Genomic DNA, 23,949 nt, shown 5'->3' on the forward strand with positions numbered 1-23,949 from the left:
CGGCGTTTCCGGGCTGGGGTTACCTGATCGACGGTTTCGTCGAAGCCGCGCTGTGGCCGATCGCCAGCGTGCTGTTGTTGATGCCGCAACGCCGCCCGGCCGATCCGGACGATACGCGGCCCATTTGATCCCGCATCGGGCTCGCCGGCCGTTCCGTTCTGCTGGAACTCATCCGCCCGACCCGCCCGACGCGCAGCGCTGTTCATGCCTCCCGGTTCCGGCCGGATTGGGCGCACACTCATGATGGCCGTCATCCGGCCTTTTGCAGAATCGCATGACCGAATTCAAGGACACTCAGCAACAGCTCTCGAAATTCCGCCTGCGCGTCGCGGCGGCGGGCCTGTTCGTGTTCGTCTGCTTCGGGCTGATCGGCTTCCGCTTCCTGTTCCTGCAGGTCTGGCACTACAGCAAGTACTCGCTGCAGGCCGACGAAAACCGCATCTCCGTCGCGCCGATCGTGCCGAACCGCGGCATCATCACCGACCGCAACGGCGTGGTGCTGGCGAAAAACTACTCGGCGTACACGCTCGAGATCACTCCGTCGAAGCTGAACGACTCGCTCGACAACGTGATCGACAACCTGGCGACCGTCGTGTCGATCGACGCGCGCGACCGCCGCCGCTTCAGGAAGCTGCAGGAAGATTCGAAGAATTTCGAAAGCCTGCCGATCCGCACCCGCCTGACCGACGAGGAAGTCGCGCGCTTTACCGCGCAGCGTTTCCGCTTCCCCGGCGTCGAAGTGCGCGCGCGCCTGTTCCGCCAGTACCCGCTCGGGCCGACCGCCGCGCACGTGATCGGCTACATCGGCCGGATTTCGCAGCGCGATCAGGAACGCATCGACGACGCGAGCGACCAGAACGACAGCGACCCGGACCACTACGATCCGCGTCTGGACGCCAACAACTACAAGGGCACCGACTACATCGGCAAGATCGGCGTCGAGCAGAGCTACGAGACCGAACTGCACGGCCAGACGGGTTTCGAGGAAGTCGAGGTGACCGCCGGCGGGAGGCCGGTGCGCACGCTGTCGCGCACGCAAGCGACCCCCGGCAACAATCTCGTGCTGTCGCTCGACATCGGCTTGCAGGAGGTCGCCGAGCAGGCGTTCGCCGGGCGCCGCGGTGCGCTGGTCGCGATCGAGCCTTCCACCGGCGACGTGCTCGCGTTCGTGTCGGCGCCAAGCTTCGATCCGAATTCGTTCGTCGACGGCATCGACCAGCAGACCTGGGACGAACTGAACAACTCGCCCGATCACCCGCTCCTGAACCGCCCGCTGCACGGCACCTATCCGCCCGGTTCGACGTACAAGCCGTTCATGGCGCTCGCCGCGTTGACGCTACACAAGCGCACGCCTGGCTGGGGCTTCCAGGATCCGGGCTCGTACACGTTCGGCGGCCACACGTTCCGCAACGACGTGCGCTCGGGTCAGGGCTGGGTCGACATGAACCGTGCGATCGTCGTGTCGAACGACACCTATTTCTACATGCTCGCGCACGACCTCGGCGTGAACAACATCGCGAATTTCATGAAGCCGTGGGGCTTCGGCCAGATCACCGGCATCGACATCGCGGGCGAGGCGCGCGGTATCCTGCCGTCGACCGAATGGAAGCGCAAGGCGTACCGCAAGCCCGAGCAGCAGAAGTGGTACGAAGGCGAGACGATCAGCCTTGGCATCGGCCAGGGCTACAACTCGTTCACGATTCTTCAGCTCGCCCACGCGACGGCCACGCTCGCGGACAACGGCATCGTGATGAAACCGCACCTGGTGCGCGACATCGAGAATCCGATCACCAAGGAAATGCGGCCGGTCGTGCGCGATCCGAGCGACAAGATCGCGGTCAAGCAGGCGGACATCGACTTCATCAAGCGCGCGATGGAAGGCGTCGTGACCAACGGCACCGCCGCCAAGGTGTTCGCGGGCGCGCCGTACCAGGCCGCCGGCAAGACCGGTACCGCGCAGGTCTACTCGCTGCAGGGCGCCAACTACAAGGGTCACGCGATCCCCGAGAATCTGCGTGATCACGCGCTCTTCATCGCGTTCGCACCGGTCGACCAGCCGAAGATCGCGCTTGCGCTGGTCGTCGAAAACGGCGGCTGGGGCGCGGAAGCGGCCGGTCCGATCGCACGCCGCGTGCTCGACTATTACCTGATCGGCAAGAACAAGCCGGGTGCCGAGGCGGCCGCCATCGCGGCCGCGGCTTCGGCCACGCAAGACGCGTCCGCGCCGCAGGTCGGCGATGCGCCGCCTGCGCGCGACGGCGCGCAGGCGCTCAAGATCGCGGCGGGGTTCACGCCGCTGCCGATGCCGGGGGCAGCGCAAGCGGCTGCCGCCGCAGCGTCGGGTGCGTCGGGTGCGTCGGCGGCCATCGCGGCTTCCGCAGCGTCGGCGGCGGATGGCGCTTCCGCGCCCGTCGCCGCATCGGCTGTCGGATCGGGCACCCCGCACGTCGCCGCCTCGGCGGCCGCAGCACAGGCAGCGTCGGCGGCGAAGCCCGCTTCGTCGAGCGCCGCCGCGCAGAAGCCGGTGTCGCGCTCGTCCAACGCACCGCGCAAGCCTCGTCCGGCAAGCGAACCAGCGCCGAGCGTCGCCGCGCCGTCGCGCGAAGACGCCGCTCAGCGGCCATCGCCACGCCAGCCGGCCGCCGGCGGCATCGACGAATAAGGAGAAGGGCATGCAATTCGACAAGCGCGCCTGGCTCGACCGCATCAAACGGATGTTCGCGGGCTTCGACCGGCCGCTCGCACTGATTGTGTTTCTGCTGCTGTGTGTCGGCATCGTCACGCTGTACAGCGCGACGCTCGACATGCCCGGCCGCGTCGAAGACCAGTTGCGCAACATCCTGCTGACGTTCGTGCTGATGTGGGGGCTCGCCAATGTGCCGCCGAATACGCTGATGCGATTCGCGGTCCCGCTGTATACGTTCGGGATCGCATTGCTGGTCGCGGTCGCGATGTTCGGCCTCACGCGCAAGGGAGCAAAGCGCTGGATCAACGTCGGCGTGGTGATCCAGCCGTCCGAGATTCTGAAGATCGCCACACCGCTGATGCTCGCCTGGTACTATCAGCGCCGCGAAGGCGTGATGCGCTGGTACGACTACCTGGTCGGCTTCGTCATCCTCGCGGTGCCAGTCGGTCTGATCGCGAAGCAGCCCGACCTGGGCACCGCGGTACTCGTGTTCGCGGCCGGCTTGTTCGTGATTTACTTCGCCGGCCTGAGCTTCAAGCTGATCGTGCCGGTGCTGATCGCGGGCGTGATCGCGGTCGGATCGATCGCGGCGTTTCAGGACAAGATCTGCCAGCCCGACGTGCAATGGCCGCTGATGCACGATTATCAGAAGCACCGCATCTGCACGCTGCTCGACCCCACCTCGGACCCGCTCGGCAAAGGCTTCCACACGATCCAGGCGGTGATCGCGATCGGCTCCGGCGGCCCGCTCGGCAAAGGCTGGCTGAAGGGCACGCAGGCGCATCTGGAATTCATCCCCGAAAAGCACACCGACTTTATCTTCGCGGTGTTCTCCGAGGAATTCGGCCTGGCGGGTGGAATCGTGCTGCTCACGCTGTACATGCTATTGATCGTGCGCGGACTCTACATCGCGGCCAACGGCGCGACCCTGTTCGGACGTTTATTAGCCGGATCACTGACGATGGCGTTCTTCACCTACGCCTTCGTGAATATCGGCATGGTGAGCGGGATTTTGCCGGTGGTCGGTGTGCCGCTACCGTTCATGAGTTACGGCGGCACCGCGCTGACTACGCTGGGCGTCGCGGTCGGCCTGATCATGAGCGTCGCGCGGCAGAAGCGATTGATGCAGGGTTGACGTCGCATACGCGCACACAGAAGCACGCAGCCACAAACAGAAAGGGCGCTCTGCATCAACGAGCGCCCTTTCTTTATTGCGGCTTCACTTCCTTCTGATCGCGCAACTGCGCGCTCAGCTGCTGATACTTCAGACGCGCTGCCGGATCACCCTGCGCGGCCGCCGCCGCGTAATAAGCGCGCGCGACGTTCAGATTCCTGTCGACGCCATCGCCACCGCGCTCATAGAACGAGCCGGTCACGTACTGCGCGGTCATGTCGCCGCCCTGCGCCGCCTTCTTGTACCAGACGAACGCCTGCTTGTTGTCGCGCTCGGTGCCGCGTCCATCGAGGAACTGGTTGGCGAGCGCAAGCTGCGCCTGTACGTGCCCCTGCTGGGCCGCTTTCAGGAACCAGCGATGCGCCTCGACCGGATCGCGCGCGACGAACTCGCCATCGTCGTACATCTTGCCGTACACGTATTGCGCGTGTGACATGTTCGCATCGGCAGCCTTGCGCAGCCACTTTTTGCCCTCGTCGACGTTGACCGCCGTGCCCTCGCCATTGAGCAGCATCATCGCGTAATTGAACTGCGCGAGCCGGCTGCCGCGCACGGCGGCCTGATGAAATTCGCTCAGCGCCGCGCCGAGATTGCCGGCGTTGTAATCGGCGACCGCCGTTTGCGTCTGCGGGTCGTTCGATTTCGCGACACGATCCTGCGCGTGCGCGAGGCCCGTCGCACCGCTCGCGAGCAGCGCCACCGCGACGGCGAGGCGCCCCAGCGCGCCCTGCACTGTGCCGTTCATGTCCTGACCTCCTGTAACGCCTGACGGGTCGCGCGCAACATCCAGATGACGTCGGCCGCCAGTGCGACGAAGCGAAAGCCGGCCTCGCGATGCTGCCGCGCGCTCGCCGCATCCATCGCGAAAATGCCGGCCGCGATGCCGGCCTTATCCGCAGCGCTGACGATCCGCGCCATCGCCGCCTGCACGTCGGCGTGCTTCGCGTCGCCGAGATGACCGAGGCTCGCGGCAAGATCGGCGGGTCCCACGAACAGGCAGTCAACGCCCGGCGTCGCGGCGATCTTCTCGACTTGGTCCAGCCCGCGCGCCGATTCGATCTGCAGGATCGTCGCGATCTGCGCGTTGGCCGTTTGCACGTAGTCGCGCCGCATGCCGTAGCCGGCCGCCCGCACGACGCCCGCGACGCCGCGCTCGCCGTCGAGCGCCCCGGCGGTCGGATATTGAGTGAGACGCACGGCGCGTGCCGCGTCCTGCGCCGATTCGATGTTCGGGAACATCAGCGTGCGCGCGCCGGCATCCAGTACGCGTTTGACCAGCCATGGCTCGCTCGCGGGCACGCGCACCACGGGCTCGGTCGGCAGATGCGCGGCAGCGATTGCGCGCAGTTGCGACTCGACGCCCCCGCTATCGTTCGGCGCGTGCTCCATGTCGATCAACAGCCAGTCGAAGCCCGCATGGGCAAGCGCTTCGGCGGCCGCCTCGCTGCCGAGCGACAGCCACAGCCCGAACAGCGGCGTGGATTCTTTCAGACGTTGCTTGAGGGGATTGGTGAACGTGCTCATCAGCTAGCCTCGTGCAGATTCGCGGCCAGCGGTCGGCTCAACGAGCATCTCGGGGAGCGGATAGAAGGAGGGACCGCAGGCGAGGTCCAACGCGGGGCCCGAAACGAAGCCTCAAGCGAGGCCCGACGCGGGCGCAGAAAAGAGCTCACGCTCGAACCGGGCCGCGGACGGCCTCGGTGCCTGCTGCGACGCAATGCGGTGACCGGCATGTCTCGCTCCGTATGGTTATCGAAGCGATCATACCGTGCCAATAAATAACGCGAAGGCGGCCTTGCGCAGTGCGCCTCGTTAATCGCGGACCACGTCGGCCCAGCAGTTCGGCGTCTCGTACAGACGGACCTTGTGCAGGCGCAGGTTCACGCCGTAGTGCGCGTCGTACACGTGCGCGAGGATATCGAACGCGACGGCGGCGAGGTTTTCGACGGTCGGGATGCGGTCGAGCACGACCGTCTTATGGCCCGCCATGCTTTCGAGAAAGCCGCGCACCTGCGTGTCGCCTTCGTAGACGAGAAACGCGTGGTCCCACTTGTCGACCAGATGCTCGTTCGCGAGCGATTTTACGTCGGCGAAGTCCATGACCATGCCGCGATCAGGCGCGCCTTCGGTGTCGACGAGATCGCCTTGCAGCGTGATTTCGAGCACGTAGCGATGGCCGTGTAGATTACGGCATTGGCTGCGGTGATCGGGAATGCGGTGGCCCGCGTCGAATTCGAGTTTTCGGGTAATCGTCAGCACGGCAAATCAGGGAATGTTCAGATACTTGTGGGTCTGCATCGACAGGCGCCACTGCGGATGGCGTTTGCACCAGTCGATCGCGAGCCGCGTGTTGATGTCGCGCGACGGACCGTCCATCGGCTGGACGAGGAAATACTGGAAGTCGAGCTTCGCGTAGTCGGCGAGGCGCTGGTTGTCCTGCGGAATCACGACCTTCAGCTCGTTGCCCTTGGTGACGACGAGCGGCGCGTCGGCCTTCGGGCTCACGCAGATCCAGTCGATCGTCTCCAGCACCGGCAGCGAGCCGTTGGTTTCGATCGCGATCTCGAAGCCGGCCGCGTGCAGTGCGTCGACGAGCGGCTGATCGATCTGCAGCATCGGCTCGCCGCCGGTGCAAACGACGAAACGCTCGCCCTCGCCTTGCGGCCATTGCGACGCGATCATCGCGACCAGTTCGTCAGCGGTGCGGTACTTGCCGCCGTTCTCTCCATCGGTGCCGACGAAATCGGTATCGCAGAAGCGGCACACTGCTTCTGCCCGATCCTCTTCGCGGCCCGACCACAGATTGCAGCCCGCGAAGCGGCAGAACACGGCCGGCCGCCCGGCATTCGCGCCTTCGCCCTGCAATGTGTAGAAGATTTCCTTGACCGCGTAAGTCATGCTGCTTTCTGCCTCGTGTTCCTGAAATGAGTGATCCGCGCGTGCTGCATCGCTGCGAAATAGTAATTAAACCGGCTCGGTGATCTTTTCGCCGGCGAGGTACGCGTCGTAACCGCGCTTGCGCAAACGGCATGCCGGGCATTCGCCGCAGCCAAAGCCCCATGCATGCAATTCAGAGCGTTCGCCGACGTAGCAGGTATGCGTGTCGACGCGCACCAGTTCGACCAGTTCATCGCCCCCGAGCTGATGAGCAAGGCGCCATGTGTCAGCCTTGTCGAGCCACATCAGCGGCGTCTCGAGCGTGAAACGGGTATCCATGCCGAGATTCAGCGCAACCTGCAGCGCCTTCATCGTGTCGTCGCGGCAATCGGGGTAGCCCGAGAAATCCGTTTCGCACATGCCGCCGACCAGCACCTGCAAACCGCGCCGATAGGCAACGGCCGCGGCGATCGTCATGAACATCAGATTGCGGCCCGGCACGAACGTGTTGGGCAAGCCGTTGGCCGAAGCTTCGATCTCGATCTCGCGCGTCATCGCGGTATCGCTGATCGCGCCGAGCACCGACAAATCGATCATGTGGTCGTCGCCAAGGCGATCGGCCCATGCCGGAAACGCGCGCGTGATTGCCTGCCGGAAGCCTTCACGGCACTCGAGTTCGACGCGATGCCGCTGACCATAATCGAAACCGATGGTTTCGACCGTGTCATAACGATCGAGCGCCCACGCGAGACAGGTGGCGGAATCCTGGCCGCCGGAAAACAGCACGAGCGCGCTACGCTTAGCGTCTTTGCGGATCACCGTAAAACTCCGTGAAAGAGAGTGCGCCGTCGCGCCGCGCAAGGTGCGCGATGCAAGCAACACGGCGCGATGTGGGCCGGCACTATGCCGCCCAAAGCAGTATAGGTCGCGCGTTGCGCGCGAACGTGGCTGGCCGCTTATACCGCGGATCGTCGGGCGGAGGGTTCGTGCCCTGTGTATCGCATGTCGCACGGCTTCGTGGCACGGTGCGTCACTGCGAACCGTGCGCTACCCTTGCGTGCAAGTCCTTGAGCCGGCGCGGATTTTATCACGCGACACCGAATGGCAGTCGGCCCTGCCGCAGCGCGCTCACGACTCAGCCCACGCACGAACCGAAGCAACCACTGCCCGCCAAACGGAAAAGCCCCAGGAATCTTGCGATTTCCTGGGGCTAAATCCTGGTGGCCTGGGGCGGAATCGAACCACCGACACGCGGATTTTCAATCCGCTGCTCTACCAACTGAGCTACCGGGCCAACGAAGGACAAAACTATATCAAAGCGCTTTCGGCCCAGCAAGCCCTTTCGCGAAAAAAGCTCTCGACGCGCATGTACCTGCAACGGGTGACATTCACTCCCCTTTGTTCTTGCCGAGATCGACGCCGAGCTGTTTGAGCTTGCGATAAAGATGCGTGCGCTCGAGGCCGGTTTTCTCCGCGACGCGCGTCATGCTGCCGTTCTCGCGCGCGAGGTGATATTCGAAGTACGCGCGCTCAAACGCATCGCGTGCATCACGCAGTGGGATGTCGAATGAGATCGACGCGGTCTGCGCGGCGAGCGCGCCGCCGCTCACGCCATCGGCCGACAGCATCGGCAACGCGGCCGCCGACGCCACCGTCGATGCGCTCAGCGGCATCACCGGCTTCGCCGTCGCACCACCGGGCACGGCCGCCGCATTGCCGCGCGCGAGGCCCTGTTCGACCGCCTTCAGCAGCTTCTGCAACGCGATCGGCTTTTCGAGGAAATTGAGCGCGCCGATCTTGGTGGCCTCGACCGCGGTGTCGATCGTCGCGTGACCGGACATCATGATGACCGGCATCGTCAACTGACCTTGCGCGGCCCACTCCTTGAGCAGCGTCACGCCGTCGGTATCGGGCATCCAGATGTCGAGCAGCACCAGGTCCGGCGCCTGACGCAAGCGGAACTCGCGCGCCTCCTGCGCATTTTCAGCGGCCTCCACGACATGACCCTCGTCGCTGAGGATCTCCGAGAGCAATTCCCGGATGCCCATTTCATCATCTACCACCAGGATGGTTGCCATTTACGCTGCCCTTGTCTGCACTGTTGCTTTTGTCGTTCCCCGCGACGCGCCGCCATGCGCCGGATGCGCGCCCGTAGTGGGCGCGTTGGGCGTTGCGGTGTCGTCCGCCAATTGAAGGAAAAGGATCGAAATCTGCGCGCCCTCGATCACGTCGCCCGCTTTCATGCGATTGCGAATATCGATGCGCGCGCCATGTTCGTCGACGATCTTCTTGACCATCGCAAGGCCCAGGCCCGTACCCTTGGCCTTGGTCGTCACGTAAGGCTCGAACGCGCGCGTGAGGATACGCGCGGGGAAGCCCGCTCCGTTATCCGACACGGTCAGACGGACCGCGACGCGCACCTTTCCTTCCGCGTCGGGGTCTCCGTATTCTACTGTCCTCGTCTCGAGCAAAACACGCGGACGCTCGAGCTCGGCCACCGCATCCTGCGCGTTCTGCAGCAGGTTGTGAATCACCTGGCGCAATTGCGTCGCGTCGCCGCGAATCGCCGGCAGCGCCGCGAGCTCCACCTGGATCGCGCCCTTGCCTTCCTCGATACCGTACAGCGTGAGCACTTCGCTGACCAGATCGTTGAGCTGCAGATGCGCGAGCACCGCGGGCGGCGTGCGCGCGTAGTCGCGGAAATTGTCGACCATCTGCTTCATCGCGGCGACCTGATTGACGATCGTCGTCGCGCCGCGCTTGAGCACATCCGCGTCGGATGGCGCGAGCTTGTCGGCGAGCTTCATCTGCAGACGCTCGGCGGACAGCTGGATCGGCGTGAGTGGATTCTTGATCTCGTGTGCGAGACGCCGTGCGACTTCGCCCCATGCAATCGAACGCTGCGCGGAGATCACGTCGGAGATGTCGTCGAATACGATCACGTAGCCCGAGGTCTGCCTGTCCTCGGCATTGCGTTCGTCGGCCGCCACCAGACGCGCACCGCGCACGAGCAGCGTAAGAGGTTCGGTCTCGCCGGGCACCTGCACCGAGAACTGCTGTTGCCAGTGGCCGTTGTCGTCGTGACCGTCTTCGCTCGCCGCCTCCCGGTCGGCGAACGCCTTGCGCACCATCGCGCCAAATTCGCTGAGCACGCCGATCTGATCGAGCGACGCACCGAGCACGGTCTGGAACGGCTGCCGGAAAATCCGCTCCGCGCCGCGATTCGCCGTGGTGAGACGGAACTGCCGGTCGAACACGAATACGCCTGCGGTCAGATTCGCGAGGATGCTTTCCAGATACGTCTTCGAATGCTCGAGCGCGACACGATTCTTTTCGACCGCGGCGCGCGCCTCGGACAACTGCCGCGTCATCGCGTTGAACGATTGCGTGAGGAAGCCGAGTTCGTCGCGCGATTTGATCTCGCGCTTCGGTGTGTAGTCGCCCTCGGTGATTTCCTTCGTGCCCTGCGCGAGCAGGAACAGCGGCCGCGCGAGCTGATTGCCGAGCGCGAGCGCGAGCATCATTGCGATGAACGTCGCGAGAAACAGCGACAGCGTCAGCGTGCCGATGTACATCTTGCGCAGACCGGTGCGCCCGAGCGCCTTCTCCTGATATTCGCGATACGCGCGCTGCACTGAATCGGCGTTGCGCGCGAGCGTCTGCGACACCGGCTGCGTCAATTGCAGGAAGCGCTCGGTGGGCTGCAATAGCGATGCGTTCGAATCGGGAATACGCTGCACGACGCGCAGACGGAGCGCGCCCTTGCCGCCGTGCGCTTGCGGATCGCCGTCGACTTCGCCTTCGATCGCCGCATAGCCGCGGCCACGCGCCTGCTCGATCATCAGCGGCGTGGGCAGATCGTTCGACAGGAGCATCGCGTAGTTGCCTGAGGCTTGCGCGATCACGTGCATGTCCGGCGCCGCGCCCGACATGCTGCGCGTCGGCTCGACGATCGTCGCCTCCTGCACGCCGAACTGGTCGCGCAAACGCAGCAGCGTCAAAGTCGTGCCGGCCGCGTCGGAGGTCGCAAGTTGCTCGGCCATCAGACGCGCCTTGGTCTGCAGATCGGATAGCGACGCGTCGAGCATGCCGCGCCCGAGATTCAGCCCCGATGCAAGCGCGGTTTCGACGTTCACGTCGAACCACGATTCGATGCTGCGCGACACGAACTGATACGACACGACGTAGATGATGCCGCCCGGCACCACGCCGACGAGCGCCATGAAGAACGCGAGTTTCGCGAGCAATCGCGTGCCGAACTTTCCCGTTCGCAATCGCACCGCGATGATGATGACGAGCGTCGTGACCACCAGCAGGAAGATCATCGCGACCACGACGTTGGCCGCGTACAGCCACTGATAATAGCGGTCGAAGAATTCGGTGTTCGCGCTCGCGGCGGCCAGCAGCACGAGCAGCAGCACGGCCGTCACGGCGACCGTCGACACCAGCACGCGCACGACGATGCTGCTGACGCTAGTGGGGGAGGAGCGCACTTTATCTAGCACGTTCGGTCGCCGTGAAGGTGAAGCGCTTCCAGTCGGAGGCGAGGTTCCAGTCGCGGTTGTTCACCGCGTCGATCTGGAACGGCTTGGGCATCAGCCCGATATCGAGCTGCATGCGCACCGACGCGGTATAGGTTTCGTCGGCATGCACCTGATTGCGATCGATCACGTGCCACGACGTGATGTGCTTGATCACCGCGAGCGCGTCCTTGAGCGTGGAAAAACCGAGCTGCAAGCCGCCCGACGATACGCTCGACACGCGGTACTCACGCGTGAGCGGCTGGAACGACAGGCGCAGACTTTGCGACACGCTGACCGGCTGCTCGTCGAACCAGTACCAGCGCGGCCGGCTCAGTTCGAAGTCGGTGGTGAAGTACAGCGGAATGCCCTTGTTGACCGCATCTTCGAGATTGCTATTCAACTCGAACTCGAAGTGCGCGTCGAGACTCCAGCCGCTGTTATCGGCTTGCAGCGACGCCCGCTGCACCGCGATCGAGTCGGCAAGCGCCGCGCCGGGCACAGCAAGCCAGACGGCCAGCGCGATCCAGAGCACGGCAGCGAGCCGAAGCGGGAAGAAGCGTTTGATGGTCACCGTTTCTGAAAGCGCGCGTAGAAGAATCCGTCGTGGTCTGAGTTGGCGCCGGCGCTCGCCTCGCTGTATTCAGCGGGTTGTCCGGCTTGAGAACCGGCCGATGAGTCGGCGGGCGCGCGGGCAACGGCGGGTAACAGTTGCCCCGGCGCGTCCAATCGTACCGCATCCTGATGCCGGTTTCCAAACCACTGCGCCTGCAACTCGCCTTCTTCAGGGAATATCGAACACGTAACGTAGAGCAACTCGCCGCCTGATTTCACCAGCGGCCAGAGCGCGTCGAGAATGCGGCGCTGCTCGGCGGCGAGTGCTGCAATATCGGATGCGCGACGCAGCCAGCGAATATCCGGATGCCGCCGCACGATGCCCGACGCCGAGCACGGCACGTCGGCGAGAATGCGGTCGAACGGCTGATCGAGCTGGTCGTGCCATTGCGCGGGCATGCCCGCATCGCCGATGCGCACTTCCGCCTCGAGCTTCAGGCGCCGCAGGTTTTCGCCGATGCGTCGGGCGCGCGACGCGTCGCTTTCGAGCGCGACGAGCTGAATGTTGGCGAGTTCGAGCAGATGACCGGTCTTGCCGCCTGGGGCCGCGCACGCATCGAGCACGCGCATGCCGTCGCGCGCGCCGAGCAACTGCGCGGCGAGTTGCGCACCCGCGTCCTGCACCGACACGACGCCTTCGTTGAAACCGGGGATGCGCTCGACGGCCATCGGCGTGGCAAGCGTCACCGCCTGATCGCCCGCCTTGCTAGCCGCAATGTGATGACGTTGCAGCACCTGCAGATAGGCGTCGACCGTCGAATGACGCGCATTCACGCGCAGCGTCAGCGGACCCTGTGTATTGCCGGCGGCCAGCACCGCCTGCCACGCGTCGGGCCATGCGCGCTTCACCGCGTCGATCCACCATGCCGGGTAGTTCCAGCGCGCGACTTCGTCGCCTTGCGCGGCGGCGAGCAGCGCGTCGCGCTCGCGCAGAAAAGTGCGCAGCACCGCATTGACGAGTCCCTTCGCGAAGGCGAATTCGCGGCGCGCGTTGATCGCGCCAACCGCCTGGTCGACCACCGTGAACGGCGTGTAGGCGGCGCTTGCTTCGTCGTCAACCAGCAGCGCGAGCGCGCACTCGAGCACATGCGAGACGTGCGGGGGCGGGGCCTTCTTCACGAGCTTGGCGATAAGCCAGTCGGCGGTCGCGAGACGCCGCATCGTGCGGTACGCGATGTCCTGCACAGCGCCGCGCGCCGCCGCTGCGCTGCCCTCCGGCAGGGCGACGAAAATGCTTTGCAGCGCCGCCGGCAACGCCGCGCCGAGACGCACCGCGCCCACGGCCTGGGCGGCGCAGTCGAGTGCAAAACCGAGCGATTCGGGCGAGAGGTGCAGCGTCGACAAACGGGATTCGCGCGAACGCGCCGACAAGCTGGCAGAACGCAAAAAAGGCTTTGAAGTCATGAAGGAGTCAGGGCAAGCCGCGCGGAGCGCGCGGCGCAAACTGCGTACATTGTAGCGTGGGGTTGGGCGAGGACTGCCGCGGGTGCGCTGTCGCGGCGGTGTCCTCGCGCAACGCGCACCGCAGGCGCGAAAAAAAGCGGGCCTCGCAAGCCCGCTTCTTAAATTTCACGTGTGCCGCGCCAGCCGCGCGGCAACTTAGTCGAAGCGCCCGGTGCGCGCCATCTCCATCAGACGCCCGATACGTTCCTCGGTCGCCGGGTGGGTCGAGAACAGATTCGCGATGCCGCCGCCCGCTAGCGGATTCATGATCATCATCTGAGCGGTGGCGGGATGCGCCTCCGCGGTCGGAAACGGAATCCCGCTCGCATAGCGATGGATCTTGTCGAGCGCGGAAGCGAGCGCCTGCGGGTCGCCGGAAATCTGCGCGCCGCCACGGTCAGCTTCGAATTCACGCGCGCGCGAAATCGCCATCTGGATCAGCGCGCCGGCAATCGGCGCGAGCAACGCAACCGCGATGCTAGCGATCGGGTTCGCCGGGCGACCGTTTTCGTCGCGACCGCCGAAGAACATCGCGAAATTCGCCAACGCGGAAATCGCACCGGCCATCGTCGCTGAAATCGTCGAGATCAGAATATCGCGATGCTTCACGTGCGCGAGTTCGTGCGCCATCACGCCGCGCATTTCGCGCTCGGACAGCACCCGCAGAATGCCGGTGGTCGCCGCGACTGCCGCGTGCTCCGCATTACGGCCGGTCGCGAATGCATTCGGTGCGTCTTCGTTGATCAGGTATACGCGCGGCATCGGCAGATTCGCGCGGGTGGCGAGCTCACGCACCATCCGATAAAACTGCGGCGCACTGTTTTCGTCGACTTCCTGCGCGTTGTACATGCGCAGCACCATCTTGTCGGAAAACCAGTACGAGAAGAAATTCATCCCGAGGGCGATGAGCAGCGCGAGCATCATGCCGCGCGAGCCGCCGATCATCCCGCCGATCACGATAAAAAGGGCCGTGATGGCGGCCATCAGCATCGCGGTTTTGACCCAATTGAACATGTCTGCAACTCCTTGCCCCAAGCGTGGGCTTCGTCTCTACGCCGCCGGGCGCGGCGCGGGATTGTAAGCTAAACGTTAGATAAGGGCAGTCGACGAAAATTCAATCAGCGCGATGCGGTGGCGAGCTTGATCCCAAGGCCGACGAATGCGCTGCCGACGCCGCGATCAAGCCACCGCTTCACCGTGGGCTTGCCGGAGAAGCGCTGTGTCACGCTACCCGCGATCCACGCGACAAAACTGTTCCATATCATGCTCATCGCCACGAACACCGCGCCAAGCAGGAGGAACGCGAACGTTTTGTGATCGCTGCCCGTTGCGACGAATTGCGGAAAGAACGACACGAAGAACAGCACCACCTTCGGGTTCAGCACGTTGGTCCAGAAACCTTGCAGGAAAAGCTGGCGCAGCGACTTCGGCGTGGACGGCGCGCGCGCTTCGCCGGCGCGCGCATCCGCCGCCGGCTTCGCGAAAATGAGGCGCACGCCGAGGTAGATCAGATAGATCGCGCCGATGAACTTGACGACCGTGAAAGCGGTGGACGACGCCGCGAGCAGCGCGGTCAGGCCGAACGCGCAGGCAAGCGAATGAATGCAGCAGCCCGCCGAAATACCGAGCGCCGACATCAGCCCGGCGCCGCGGCCCTGTGCGACGCTGCGCCCGACGATATAGGCCGTATCCGGCCCGGGCGTGATGTTCAGGAGAAAAACCGCGACGACGAAAAACTCGAAATGGACGATGCCGAACATGTGATGAACCCTCGAAGCGCTGGCTATTGCATGGAGGATTCTAACGCGCGGCAAGCTCCCGGCGGCGGCCGTGAAGATCGGCCGAACGGACGATGTCCAGACCCTGCGCGATGCGGTTATTCTGCGTCGGAAAGTTGAAAGCGCTGCCCTGCGGCGAGCGTCGAACCAGCGAGAAATTCGCGCACCGGCAAGCGCTTACCGCCGGGCTTTTGCAATTGCGTCAAACGCAGCGCGCCTTCGCCGGAAGCCACGATCACGCCGTCAGGCGAGACGTCGGTGATCGTGCCAGGCGGGTTCTGGCCGCCGCAAGCCTGCGCGGCCTCAGCGCTCCATATCTTCACCAGGCTGCCGTCTTCGAGCGTGGCGGCGGCGCCAGGAAACGGATCGAATGCGCGCACCTGGCGCGCGAGCACCTCGGCCGGCCGGCGCCAGTCGAGCGCCGCTTCGTGCTTGGCGATTTTCTCGGCGTACGTCACGCCGTCCGCCGGTTGCGGCGTCGACGCGAGCTTGCCGCTGCGCTCGAGTTCGGTCAGCGCGTCGACGATCAGCCGCGCGCCGTCCTGGGCGAGACGATCGTGCAGCGTGGCGGTCGTGTCGGTGGCGGCAATGGGCGTGCGCACCTCCGAGATCATCGCGCCGGTGTCAAGGCCAGCGTCCATCTGCATCAGCGTGATGCCGGTTTGCGCGTCACCGGCCTCGATCGCCCGATGAATCGGCGCCGCGCCACGCCAGCGCGGCAGCAAGGACGCATGAATGTTGATGCAGCCGAAGCGCGGAATGTCGAGCACTTCCTGCGGCAGGATAAGACCGTACGCGGCCACCACCATCACGTCATGCGGCGTCGCACGCAGCTGATCGATCGCGGCGGCAGCTTCGTCTGGATATTTGCCGGCGCGGCGTAGCGACGTGGGCTGTGCAACCGTCAGCCCGTGCTCGAGCGCATAGCGCTTGACCGGGCTCGCCTGCAGTTTCATCCCGCGCCCGGCGGGACGGTCCGGCTGGGTCAGCACGAGCGGCACCGGAAAACCGGCATGATGGATTGCGGCCAGCGCGGCCGCGGCAAATTCCGGCGTACCGGCGAATATCACGCGCAACGAATGACTCATGAATGGCGGTGTGCGAGGTGTGCGATGAGCGCGCGTTACATCGCGTGCGCGAGCTTCTTCATCTTGCTCTTGATGCGGGTCTGCTTGAGCGGCGACAGGTATTCGACGAATACGCGGCCCATCAGATGATCCATTTCATGCTGGATGCACACTGCAAGCAGCCCTTCGCAATCGAGTTCGAAGGTTTCGCCTTTTTCGTTCAACGCGCGCACGCGCACCTTCTCGGCGCGCTCGACGTTGTCGTAGATACCCGGCACCGACAGGCAGCCCTCTTCCGACAGCTTTCTCTCATCGCTCGACCAGACGATTTCCGGGTTGATGAACGCGAGCAGTTCGTCGTGCGTTTCCGACACGTCGATCACGATCACGCGCTCATGCACGTCCACCTGGGTGGCGGCGAGACCGACGCCGGGCGCCGCGTACATCGTTTCGGCCATGTCCGCGACGAGACGGCGGATACGGTCGTTGACCTCCGCAACCGGCTTGGCAATCTTGTGCAGCCGCTTGTCGGGGTAATTGAGGATGTTCAGTAAAGCCATGATTTGAGTGTGAATTCAGACGCCGCTAACCGCGGGAAAACTCGCGCTGGCCGTTTGGCCAGGTTGTGAGCCCGTCGCATTACGCCGAGGATAGATGGTGTCGAACCGGTTCGATTCAACGCGCCCTGCGCGCCTTACGACGAGCCCGCGCGGGTGGGCGCGGTGCTGTGGTTATTTCGGATCATGAAAATTTTAGCATGGCCCCCGCCCGCCCGCAGGCCCCTACAGGAGGAACGTCCCGCATGCACACGTTGCCCGCAACCCGAATCGAACTGGCCGCCTGGCTACGGCTATCGCTCGCGCCGGGGCTCAAACCCGCGGCGTTGCGCTTGATGCTGAGCGCATTCGGGCTGCCGGAAGCGATCTTCGCGCAATCGCAGCAAGCGCTCGCCGAAGTCGCGGGCGAGCCTGCGGCGCGCGCGGTGCTGGCCCCACCCGCTGCCGAATTCGAAGCCCACCTCGACGTGGCGCTCGCGTGGTGCGGCTCGCCCGGCAACCAGATCGTTACGCTCGATGACCCCGCGTACCCACCCGCGTTGCTAACGATGCCTGATCCGCCGCCGCTGCTATATATAAAGGGCCGCCTCGATCTGCTGCACACGAGAGCGGTTGCGCTGGTGGGCAGCCGCAGCGCGACGCCGCAGGGCATCGAAGACGCGCAGCGGTTTGCGCGTGAACTGTCGGCAGCGGGCGTGACGATCGTGTCCGGGCTCGCGCTCGGTATCGATGGCGCTGCGCACCGGGGTGGGCTCGCAGGCGTCGGCGGGACGGTCGCGGTGATCGGGACCGGCGCGGACCTCGTCTATCCGTCCGCGCATCATGCGCTGGCGCGGCAGATTGCAGAGCAAGGCGCAATTGTTTCGGAGTGGCCGCTCGGCACGCCGGCGCGCGCCGCCAATTTTCCGCAGCGCAATCGTCTGATCGCCGGGCTGGTCAGCGGCGTCGTCATCATCGAGGCAGCCATGCGCTCGGGCTCGCTGATCACAGCACGGCTCGCCAACGAGATGGGGCGCGACGTGTTCGCGTTGCCTGGCTCGATTCACGCGCCGCTGTCGCGCGGCTGTCACCGGATGATCAAGCAGGGCGCGCGGTTGGTCGAGACGCCAGGCGAAGTGCTCGAGGAGCTGGGATTCGCCAGCCATCCAGTGATGGCGCGCTCAGGGCGGCTCCCGACGCAAACTCTTCCGCTCGGGGATGCCGGCTCGCCCGCGTCGCTCGCGGATCGGCGCATAGGTAAGCACGCACTCACACCGATGCAAATGCGCGATGCGGCGGCGCAAGCCGCGGCGGCCGACACGATGTCGCCCACACCGGAATCCGCGACGGCGGCGCCGCGCCCCGCTGCAGCGGGTGTGGCGGCCTTCGCGGCGCCCCCGCGCGCTAGCCGCCAGCCGTCCAAACCGCCGCTCGACCCACAGGCCCACCGCCTGCTCACCGCGCTCGGCCATGCACCAACTTCGCTTGAAATCCTCGCTGCCCGTACCGAGATGGAGGACGCGACGTTACACGCTACGTTGCTGCAACTCGAACTCGCCGGCGAGGTCACCTTGCTGCCAGGCGGCCGGTTCATGCGAACCCATCGGAGCTGAGCCCCGGGGCTGGCCTGCGTCAATCCGCATGCGCCACCCTTCGGGAGCCGCCATGCTACATTCGCGCCAAAGCATCTGATCAAGCACCCGAGGAAACCATCCATGCCCGCGCTGAATCTCGACACCGACCAGGACCGGATCGCCGAGCGCGTCAATGAGCCCGATACGCTGTTCGTTGCGTGCCTCTGCGCGGAGTGGTGCGGTACCTGTCGCGAGTATCGGGACGCTTTCAACCAGCTTGCCGAGCGGCACCCGGAAGTCTGTTTCGCGTGGATCGATATCGAAACACATGCGGATCGCTTCGACGATCTGGACGTCGAGAATTTCCCGACTATCCTGATCGAAGACTCGGTGACGACACGTTTCTTCGGTACGGTTTTGCCACAGGTTTCGATTGTGGAGCGTATGTTGTCGGAGCGCACGGCGCTGCCTGGCGTGACCGGCGCGCCCAAGCTGCGGCCCGCGCTGGCGGTCGCTTGACGGGAGTGTTTTCCGCCTGGCGAGCGCCGCGAGCCTGCTGCTATGCGCGTTGGGGCCTTGCGCTGAATCAGCGACATAACAGCCGGCCGCGCGCGTGAAACGCCGCGTTTGCCTCAGCTTGATTAACGGCGAGGCGCGCAATTATGATGGCGCGCTTTTACGGCACTTGAGCCGCCCGGTTCGCGCCGTGTGCTATAAAGCGGTCGTTAATGGGTCGAAAAAGGTCTCAAACGAGCATCGCGCGGTAATCCGACGCGCTCCAGACCACTAACCCGAATCTACCAACCTCACATCGAGTCATGTCCAAAGCACTGATCATCGCCGAAAAGCCTTCCGTCGCGAACGACATCGCGCGCGCTTTGGGCGGCTTTACCAAGCATGACGAATACTACGAGAGCGACGAATACGTCCTTTCGTCGGCAGTGGGCCATCTGCTGGAAATCGCCGCGCCCGACGACTACGAGGTCAAGCGTGGCAAGTGGAGTTTCGCCAATCTGCCCGTCATTCCACCGCATTTCGATCTGAATCCGATCGCGAAAAGCGAGTCGCGCCTGAAGGTGCTGACGAAGCTGATCAAGCGCAAGGACATTGACCGTCTGATCAACGCATGCGACGCCGGGCGCGAAGGCGAGCTGATTTTCCGTCTGATCGCGCAGCACGCAAAAGCGAAGCAGCCGGTGCAGCGTCTGTGGCTGCAGTCGATGACGGCCGGCGCGATTCGCGACGGCTTCGCGCGTCTGCGCAGCGACGAAGAGATGCAGCCGCTCGCCGATGCGGCGCGCTGCCGCTCGGAGGCCGACTGGCTCGTCGGCATCAACGGCACCCGTGCAATGACCGCGTTCAACAGCAAGGGGGGCGGCTTCTTCCTGACCACGGTCGGCCGGGTCCAGACGCCAACCCTATCGATCGTCGTCGAGCGTGAAGAAAAGATTCGCCGCTTCGTGCCGCGCGATTATTGGGAAGTGAAGGCGGAGTTCGTCTGCGCGGCCGGCTTCTACGAAGGCCGCTGGTTCGATCCGAAGTTCAAACGCGACGAGTTCGACCCGGAAAAACGCGACTCACGACTTTGGGCGCTGCCGGCGGCCGAGACGATCGTCGCGGCTTGCCGCGGCCAGCTCGGCACGGTGACCGAAGAGTCGAAACCGTCGACGCAGCTCTCGCCGGCGCTCTTCGATCTGACCAGCCTGCAGCGCGAAGCCAACGGCCGCTTCGGCTTCTCGGCGAAGAACACGCTCGGGCTCGCGCAAGCGCTGTACGAAAAGCACAAGGTGTTGACCTATCCGCGAACCGACGCGCGTGCGCTGCCGGAAGACTATATGGATACGGTCAAGCAGACGCTCGGCGTGCTCAAGGAAAGCAACAACTATCTGCCGTTCGCGAAGCAGGTGCTCGACAAGGGCTGGGTGAAGCCTAACAAGCGCATCTTCGACAACTCGAAGATCAGCGACCACTTCGCGATCATCCCGACGCTGCAGGCACCGAAGAATCTATCGGAGCCGGAACAGAAGCTTTACGACCTCGTCGTGAAGCGCTTCCTCGCCGTGTTCTTCCCGGCCGCGGAATTTCGCGTGACGACGCGTATCACCGAAGTGGTCGGCCATCACTTCAAGACCGAGGGCAAGGTGCTGGTCGAGCCGGGCTGGTTGCAAATCTACGGCCGCGAAATCAGTGGCGACGACGCGAACCTCGTGCCGGTGCAGAAGGACGAGAAGGTCAAGACGGACAAGATCGCCGCGCAGCAACTGGTGACGAAACCGCCCGCACGCTACAACGAAGCGACGCTGCTGTCGGCGATGGAAGGCGCGGGCAAACTCGTCGAAGACGACGAGCTACGCGAAGCGATGGCGGCCAAGGGCCTGGGCACGCCGGCGACGCGCGCGGCGATCATCGAAGGTTTGCTGACCGAAAAGTATCTGATCCGCGAAGGCCGCGATCTGATTCCTACCGCCAAGGCGTTCCAGCTGATGACGTTGCTGCGCGGTCTCGGCGTGAAAGAATTGACCGCGCCCGAATTGACCGGCGAGTGGGAATACAAGCTGTCGCAGATGGAGCGCGGCAGCTTGCCGCGCGATGCGTTCATGCAGGAAATCGCGCGCATGACGCAGACCATCGTCAAGCGCGCGAAGGAATACGATTCAGACACGATCCCGGGCGATTACGCGACATTGAGCACGCCCTGCCCGAATTGCGGCGGTCAGGTGAAGGAGAACTACCGGCGCTTCGCGTGCTCGAAGTGCGAGTTTTCAATCTCGAAAATCCCCGGTGGGCGCCAGTTCGAAATCTCCGAAGTCGAAGAATTGCTGCAAAACAAAACGATCGGACCGCTGTCCGGCTTCCGCAGCAAGATGGGCCGGCCGTTTTCGGCAATTCTGAAATTATCGTTCGACGACGAGATCAAGAATTACAAGCTCGAGTTCGACTTCGGCCAGGACGCGGGCGGCGAAGACGGCGAACCGCCCGACTTCTCCGACCAGCAGCCGGTCGGCGCGTGCCCGAAGTGCCACGGCCGCGTGTTCGAACACGGGATGAGCTACGTCTGCGAAAACTCGGTCGCGAACCCGAAGACGTGCGATTTCCGCTCCGGCAAAGTGATCCTGCAGCAGGAAATTTCCCGCGAGCAGATGGCCAAGCTGCTCGAGGAAGGCCGCACCGATCTGCTGACGAACTTCAAATCGTCGCGTACGGGTCGTAACTTCAAGGCGTTCCTCGTCAAACAGAACGACGGCAAGATCGGCTTCGAATTCGAGAAGAAGGAGCCGTCAGCGGCGAAAACCGCCGCGGCCAAGACCTCGGCGGCTCGTTCAGCAGCGAAGGCGATGCCCGAAGCAGAAGAAGGTGATACCGCAGTGGCCGTCAAGGCTGAGCCGGAGAAGAAAGTAGCGGTCAGGAAGGCACCCGCCACGAAGGCCGCTGCCGCTAAAAAAGCACCTGCGAAGAAAACCTCGGCGCGTAAAACCGGCTCGTAAGCTTGCGTCCACGCTCGAACCGCATCTGCGTATGAAAAAGGCGCAGTCACCCGAAGTGACTGCGCCTTTTTAACGTCCGCCCGCATTGCGGCGGGCTTCTTCAACGTTAACGACTAGAGCGGTGACAACACGGTCGAACGCGTGCGATTCGTCGTCTTCGTCAGCGTTTTGGGGACGGGCGACAACTCGCTATCGAGCAGGCGTGACAGCGGCTCGGCGCCGTCGAACGCTTCCGGTGTGCGAGGCTCGGTGGAATCAAAGGCCGCCGACGCGGCCGGCCGTTCGAGTCCGTCTTTGATCCATTGCTCGCCGAGCAAGCTATTCGGCGTCTGGCTGAAGTGGTCGACCAGATGATCGATGAAGGTGCGAACCTTGGCCGGCAAGTGACGCCGGCTCGGGTACGCAATGTTGATCTCCACCTGCGGCAACCGGTAGTCGCCCAGCAGACGCACGAGCCGCCCGCGCGTCATGTCGCGCCCGATCAGATAGCTCGGCAGGATCGCGATGCCCATGCCCAGCAGCGCGAACTGCCGCAGCATTTCCGTGTTGTTCGCGACGATGACGTTGGACGGACGCACCCGCACTTCACCTTCCGGCCCCGTGAACACGCGCTCATCGCCCCAATATTCGGACGGCAGGCTAAGGCACGGATGTTCGAGCAGTTGTTCAGGGCGGGTCGGCGTGCCGTGCTTTTCCAGATAAGCCGGCGTTGCGCAGACGGTCATGCAGCCCGTGGTCAGCCGCCGCGTCACGATGCTCGCGCTGCGCATCTGCCGTGCGATCACGACGCCGACGTCGAAACCTTCTTCGACGAGATCCACCTGCCGATCGACCAGCGTGACGTCCGGAATGACCTTCGGATAGCGCTCGGCGTACGTTTGCAGCACGGGCGCCAGATTATGTAGCCCGAACACGACAGGCGCGACGATGCGCAGCGTGCCAACGGGTTCGTGATTGCGCGCGACCACCATCTGTTCGACGTCTTCCAGCTCATCGAGAATCTGACGTGCGCGCTCGAGATAGACCTGACCGGATTCGGTCAGCGACAAACTGCGGGTCGTGCGGTTGAGCAGCCGCGTACCAAGACGGCCTTCGAGGTCCGCAACGTGACGGGTGGCAACTGCGTTGGAAATATCCATCGCGCTCGCGGCGCGGGCGAAACTGCCGAGATCCGCCACTTTGACGAAAACTCGCATCGACTGCAAATGATCCATGGACAACTCCTACCGTGTTACTGCTTCCTGACAATTAGTGAAAACCAGTGAAGCGAGGCTGGAATTCTCCTACGACTCGCAGAATCGTGCAGAAGTTGCCCTCGAAGGAGGAAATATTGTCGATTTTGGTGCCACTGTATCGACAGATGTGGGGCATGCTGAGCCATTGTTCCCCCCAACAGAACAATGTGCTGCGCCGCAGCTTGGCTTGCGCTTTTTGTCGGAACAGACGCAAGCATCGCTACGCCGTTAGCAAAACCCCTAAAGCATCAGCGCGCAGTTGCGACAAATGAAAAAAGCCGCCCGTAGGCGGCTTCCGTGCGGAGTAAGCGCTCACCGGATCAAGCGGCGAGTTTCTCCTCCAGCGAACGTTTGGCTTCGGCCAGCGCGGGCGGAAGACCGTGCTGCAGCGTGTCAAACAGTTGCGCATGCAGCGCAAGCTCGTCGCGCCATGCCGCATCGTCGACGGAGATCACCTGCTCGAACTGTTCGCGACTGAAGTTCAAGCCGGTCCAGTCGATGTCCTCGTAGTGCGGCGAAATTCCGAACGCGTGTTCCTGGCCTTGCGCCCGGCCCTCGATGCGGCCAACCATCCAGCTCAGCACGCGCATGTTTTCGCCGAAGCCCGGCCAGACGAACTTGCCGTCCGCGCCCTTGCGGAACCAGTTCACGCAGAAAATCTTCGGCAGCTTCGCGTTGAGTTGCTGCAGGCGCTCGCCGGTCTTCAGCCAGTGGCCGAAGTAGTCGCTCATGTTGTAGCCGCAGAACGGCAGCATCGCGAACGGATCGCGTCGCACCACGCCCTGCTGACCAGCCGCCGCGGCGGTCGTCTCCGAACCCATGGTCGCCGCCATGTAGACGCCTTCGATCCAGTTGCGCGCCTCGGTGACGAGCGGCACGGTGGTAGAGCGGCGGCCGCCGAAGATGAACGCGTCGATCGCGACACCCGCCGGGTTCTCCCAGTCGGCGTCGATCGACGG

The 23,949-nt window shown here is 64.2% G+C and carries 20 protein-coding genes, 1 tRNA gene and 1 pseudogene; 6 read left to right on the top strand and 16 right to left on the bottom strand.

Annotation, left to right across the window (positions count from 1 at the left end; all coding sequences use genetic code 11):
• The 3 genes and pseudogenes from VGH68_RS02810 to rodA all read left to right on the top strand — a co-directional run.
• Positions 1-128: pseudogene (locus VGH68_RS02810) on the top strand (rod shape-determining protein MreD); the annotation flags it as partial.
• A 146-nt stretch (positions 129-274) separates the two neighbouring features.
• Positions 275-2,662 (top strand): penicillin-binding protein 2, encoded by a 2,388-nt coding sequence (gene mrdA / locus VGH68_RS02815; RefSeq protein WP_331601984.1) that lies wholly within the window; start codon positions 275-277, stop codon positions 2,660-2,662.
• A gap of 10 nt (positions 2,663-2,672) precedes the next feature.
• Entirely contained in the window at positions 2,673-3,821 is a 1,149-nt protein-coding gene (gene rodA, locus VGH68_RS02820) for a rod shape-determining protein RodA (protein WP_331601985.1), read from the top strand.
• A gap of 73 nt (positions 3,822-3,894) precedes the next feature.
• Here rodA and VGH68_RS02825 read toward each other — a convergent pair whose 3' ends face one another.
• From VGH68_RS02825 to def, 14 genes are all read right to left on the bottom strand, one after another.
• Complete coding sequence (locus tag VGH68_RS02825; RefSeq protein WP_331601986.1) at positions 3,895-4,605, bottom strand: tetratricopeptide repeat protein; 711 nt, start codon at positions 4,603-4,605, stop codon at positions 3,895-3,897.
• Positions 4,602-5,384 carry an HpcH/HpaI aldolase family protein gene (locus VGH68_RS02830; RefSeq protein WP_331601987.1) on the bottom strand — a complete coding sequence of 261 codons (783 nt, stop codon included), beginning with the start codon at positions 5,382-5,384 and terminating at the stop codon, positions 4,602-4,604. The genes VGH68_RS02825 and VGH68_RS02830 overlap by 4 nt, the downstream gene beginning before the upstream one ends.
• A gap of 288 nt (positions 5,385-5,672) precedes the next feature.
• Positions 5,673-6,119 (bottom strand): 6-carboxytetrahydropterin synthase QueD, encoded by a 447-nt coding sequence (queD, locus tag VGH68_RS02835; protein WP_331601988.1) that lies wholly within the window; start codon positions 6,117-6,119, stop codon positions 5,673-5,675.
• 6 nt (positions 6,120-6,125) lie between these two features.
• On the bottom strand, positions 6,126-6,758 hold the full coding sequence (gene queE / locus VGH68_RS02840) for a 7-carboxy-7-deazaguanine synthase (protein WP_331601989.1): 633 nt from the start codon (positions 6,756-6,758) through the stop codon (positions 6,126-6,128).
• 66 nt (positions 6,759-6,824) lie between these two features.
• The gene (gene queC / locus VGH68_RS02845) at positions 6,825-7,556 is read right to left on the bottom strand and encodes a 7-cyano-7-deazaguanine synthase QueC (RefSeq protein WP_331601990.1); all 732 of its coding nucleotides are present in this window, start codon (positions 7,554-7,556) and stop codon (positions 6,825-6,827) included.
• Between the two features lie 399 nt (positions 7,557-7,955).
• Positions 7,956-8,031, bottom strand: a tRNA-Phe gene (locus VGH68_RS02850).
• A 94-nt stretch (positions 8,032-8,125) separates the two neighbouring features.
• The gene (gene esaR / locus VGH68_RS02855) at positions 8,126-8,815 is read right to left on the bottom strand and encodes a response regulator transcription factor EsaR (RefSeq protein WP_331601991.1); all 690 of its coding nucleotides are present in this window, start codon (positions 8,813-8,815) and stop codon (positions 8,126-8,128) included.
• Positions 8,816-11,242, bottom strand: a complete 2,427-nt coding sequence (locus VGH68_RS02860) for a PAS domain-containing sensor histidine kinase (protein WP_331601992.1) — start codon at positions 11,240-11,242, stop codon at positions 8,816-8,818.
• Positions 11,232-11,831 carry a DUF4390 domain-containing protein gene (locus VGH68_RS02865; protein WP_331601993.1) on the bottom strand — a complete coding sequence of 200 codons (600 nt, stop codon included), beginning with the start codon at positions 11,829-11,831 and terminating at the stop codon, positions 11,232-11,234. Before VGH68_RS02865 ends, VGH68_RS02860 begins: the two co-directional genes overlap by 11 nt.
• A complete protein-coding gene (rsmB, locus tag VGH68_RS02870) occupies positions 11,828-13,276 on the bottom strand; it encodes a 16S rRNA (cytosine(967)-C(5))-methyltransferase RsmB (RefSeq protein ID WP_331601994.1) in 1,449 nt (482 codons plus the stop codon). Before rsmB ends, VGH68_RS02865 begins: the two co-directional genes overlap by 4 nt.
• Positions 13,277-13,471: 195 nt before the next feature.
• Positions 13,472-14,329, bottom strand: a complete 858-nt coding sequence (gene htpX, locus VGH68_RS02875) for a zinc metalloprotease HtpX (protein ID WP_331601995.1) — start codon at positions 14,327-14,329, stop codon at positions 13,472-13,474.
• Positions 14,330-14,433: 104 nt separating this feature from the next.
• Positions 14,434-15,075 (bottom strand): LysE family translocator, encoded by a 642-nt coding sequence (locus VGH68_RS02880; RefSeq protein WP_331601996.1) that lies wholly within the window; start codon positions 15,073-15,075, stop codon positions 14,434-14,436.
• 116 nt (positions 15,076-15,191) lie between these two features.
• The gene (gene fmt / locus VGH68_RS02885; protein WP_331601997.1) at positions 15,192-16,181 is read right to left on the bottom strand and encodes a methionyl-tRNA formyltransferase; all 990 of its coding nucleotides are present in this window, start codon (positions 16,179-16,181) and stop codon (positions 15,192-15,194) included.
• Between the two features lie 35 nt (positions 16,182-16,216).
• Complete coding sequence (gene def, locus VGH68_RS02890; protein WP_331601998.1) at positions 16,217-16,720, bottom strand: peptide deformylase; 504 nt, start codon at positions 16,718-16,720, stop codon at positions 16,217-16,219.
• Between the two features lie 242 nt (positions 16,721-16,962).
• Between def and dprA the strand changes: the two genes are divergently transcribed.
• The 3 genes from dprA to VGH68_RS02905 all read left to right on the top strand — a co-directional run bounded on the left by dprA (position 16,963) and on the right by VGH68_RS02905 (position 21,755).
• Positions 16,963-18,309 (top strand): DNA-processing protein DprA, encoded by a 1,347-nt coding sequence (gene dprA, locus VGH68_RS02895; RefSeq protein WP_331601999.1) that lies wholly within the window; start codon positions 16,963-16,965, stop codon positions 18,307-18,309.
• A 102-nt stretch (positions 18,310-18,411) separates the two neighbouring features.
• Positions 18,412-18,789 carry a thioredoxin family protein gene (locus VGH68_RS02900; protein ID WP_233827780.1) on the top strand — a complete coding sequence of 126 codons (378 nt, stop codon included), beginning with the start codon at positions 18,412-18,414 and terminating at the stop codon, positions 18,787-18,789.
• A gap of 299 nt (positions 18,790-19,088) precedes the next feature.
• On the top strand, positions 19,089-21,755 hold the full coding sequence (locus tag VGH68_RS02905; protein ID WP_331602000.1) for a DNA topoisomerase III: 2,667 nt from the start codon (positions 19,089-19,091) through the stop codon (positions 21,753-21,755).
• 113 nt (positions 21,756-21,868) lie between these two features.
• On the opposite strand, the gene VGH68_RS02910 is transcribed toward VGH68_RS02905, so the two are convergent.
• Positions 21,869-22,969 (bottom strand): LysR family transcriptional regulator, encoded by a 1,101-nt coding sequence (locus VGH68_RS02910; RefSeq protein WP_331602001.1) that lies wholly within the window; start codon positions 22,967-22,969, stop codon positions 21,869-21,871.
• Between the two features lie 341 nt (positions 22,970-23,310).
• The coding region (locus VGH68_RS02915; protein ID WP_331602002.1) for a phosphoenolpyruvate carboxykinase domain-containing protein at positions 23,311-23,949 on the bottom strand (639 nt) is incomplete at its 5' end.

It is taken from the genome of Paraburkholderia sp. (genome assembly GCF_036488505.1).
Lineage (GTDB): Bacteria > Pseudomonadota > Gammaproteobacteria > Burkholderiales > Burkholderiaceae > Paraburkholderia.

Bases quoted from the DNA above. Each gene is read 5' to 3' on its own strand.
- mrdA (WP_331601984.1), top strand. From the start codon at position 275: ATGACCGAATTCAAGGACACTCAGCAACAGCTCTCGAAATTCCGCCTG.
- rodA (WP_331601985.1), top strand. From the start codon at position 2,673: ATGCAATTCGACAAGCGCGCCTGGCTCGACCGCATCAAACGGATGTTC.
- VGH68_RS02825 (WP_331601986.1), bottom strand. From the start codon at position 4,605: ATGAACGGCACAGTGCAGGGCGCGCTGGGGCGCCTCGCCGTCGCGGTG.
- VGH68_RS02830 (WP_331601987.1), bottom strand. From the start codon at position 5,384: ATGAGCACGTTCACCAATCCCCTCAAGCAACGTCTGAAAGAATCCACG.
- queE (WP_331601989.1), bottom strand. From the start codon at position 6,758: ATGACTTACGCGGTCAAGGAAATCTTCTACACATTGCAGGGCGAAGGC.
- esaR (WP_331601991.1), bottom strand. From the start codon at position 8,815: ATGGCAACCATCCTGGTGGTAGATGATGAAATGGGCATCCGGGAATTG.
- rsmB (WP_331601994.1), bottom strand. From the start codon at position 13,276: ATGACTTCAAAGCCTTTTTTGCGTTCTGCCAGCTTGTCGGCGCGTTCG.
- htpX (WP_331601995.1), bottom strand. From the start codon at position 14,329: ATGTTCAATTGGGTCAAAACCGCGATGCTGATGGCCGCCATCACGGCC.
- VGH68_RS02880 (WP_331601996.1), bottom strand. From the start codon at position 15,075: ATGTTCGGCATCGTCCATTTCGAGTTTTTCGTCGTCGCGGTTTTTCTC.
- fmt (WP_331601997.1), bottom strand. From the start codon at position 16,181: ATGAGTCATTCGTTGCGCGTGATATTCGCCGGTACGCCGGAATTTGCC.
- def (WP_331601998.1), bottom strand. From the start codon at position 16,720: ATGGCTTTACTGAACATCCTCAATTACCCCGACAAGCGGCTGCACAAG.
- dprA (WP_331601999.1), top strand. From the start codon at position 16,963: ATGCACACGTTGCCCGCAACCCGAATCGAACTGGCCGCCTGGCTACGG.
- VGH68_RS02900 (WP_233827780.1), top strand. From the start codon at position 18,412: ATGCCCGCGCTGAATCTCGACACCGACCAGGACCGGATCGCCGAGCGC.
- VGH68_RS02905 (WP_331602000.1), top strand. From the start codon at position 19,089: ATGTCCAAAGCACTGATCATCGCCGAAAAGCCTTCCGTCGCGAACGAC.
- VGH68_RS02910 (WP_331602001.1), bottom strand. From the start codon at position 22,969: ATGGATCATTTGCAGTCGATGCGAGTTTTCGTCAAAGTGGCGGATCTC.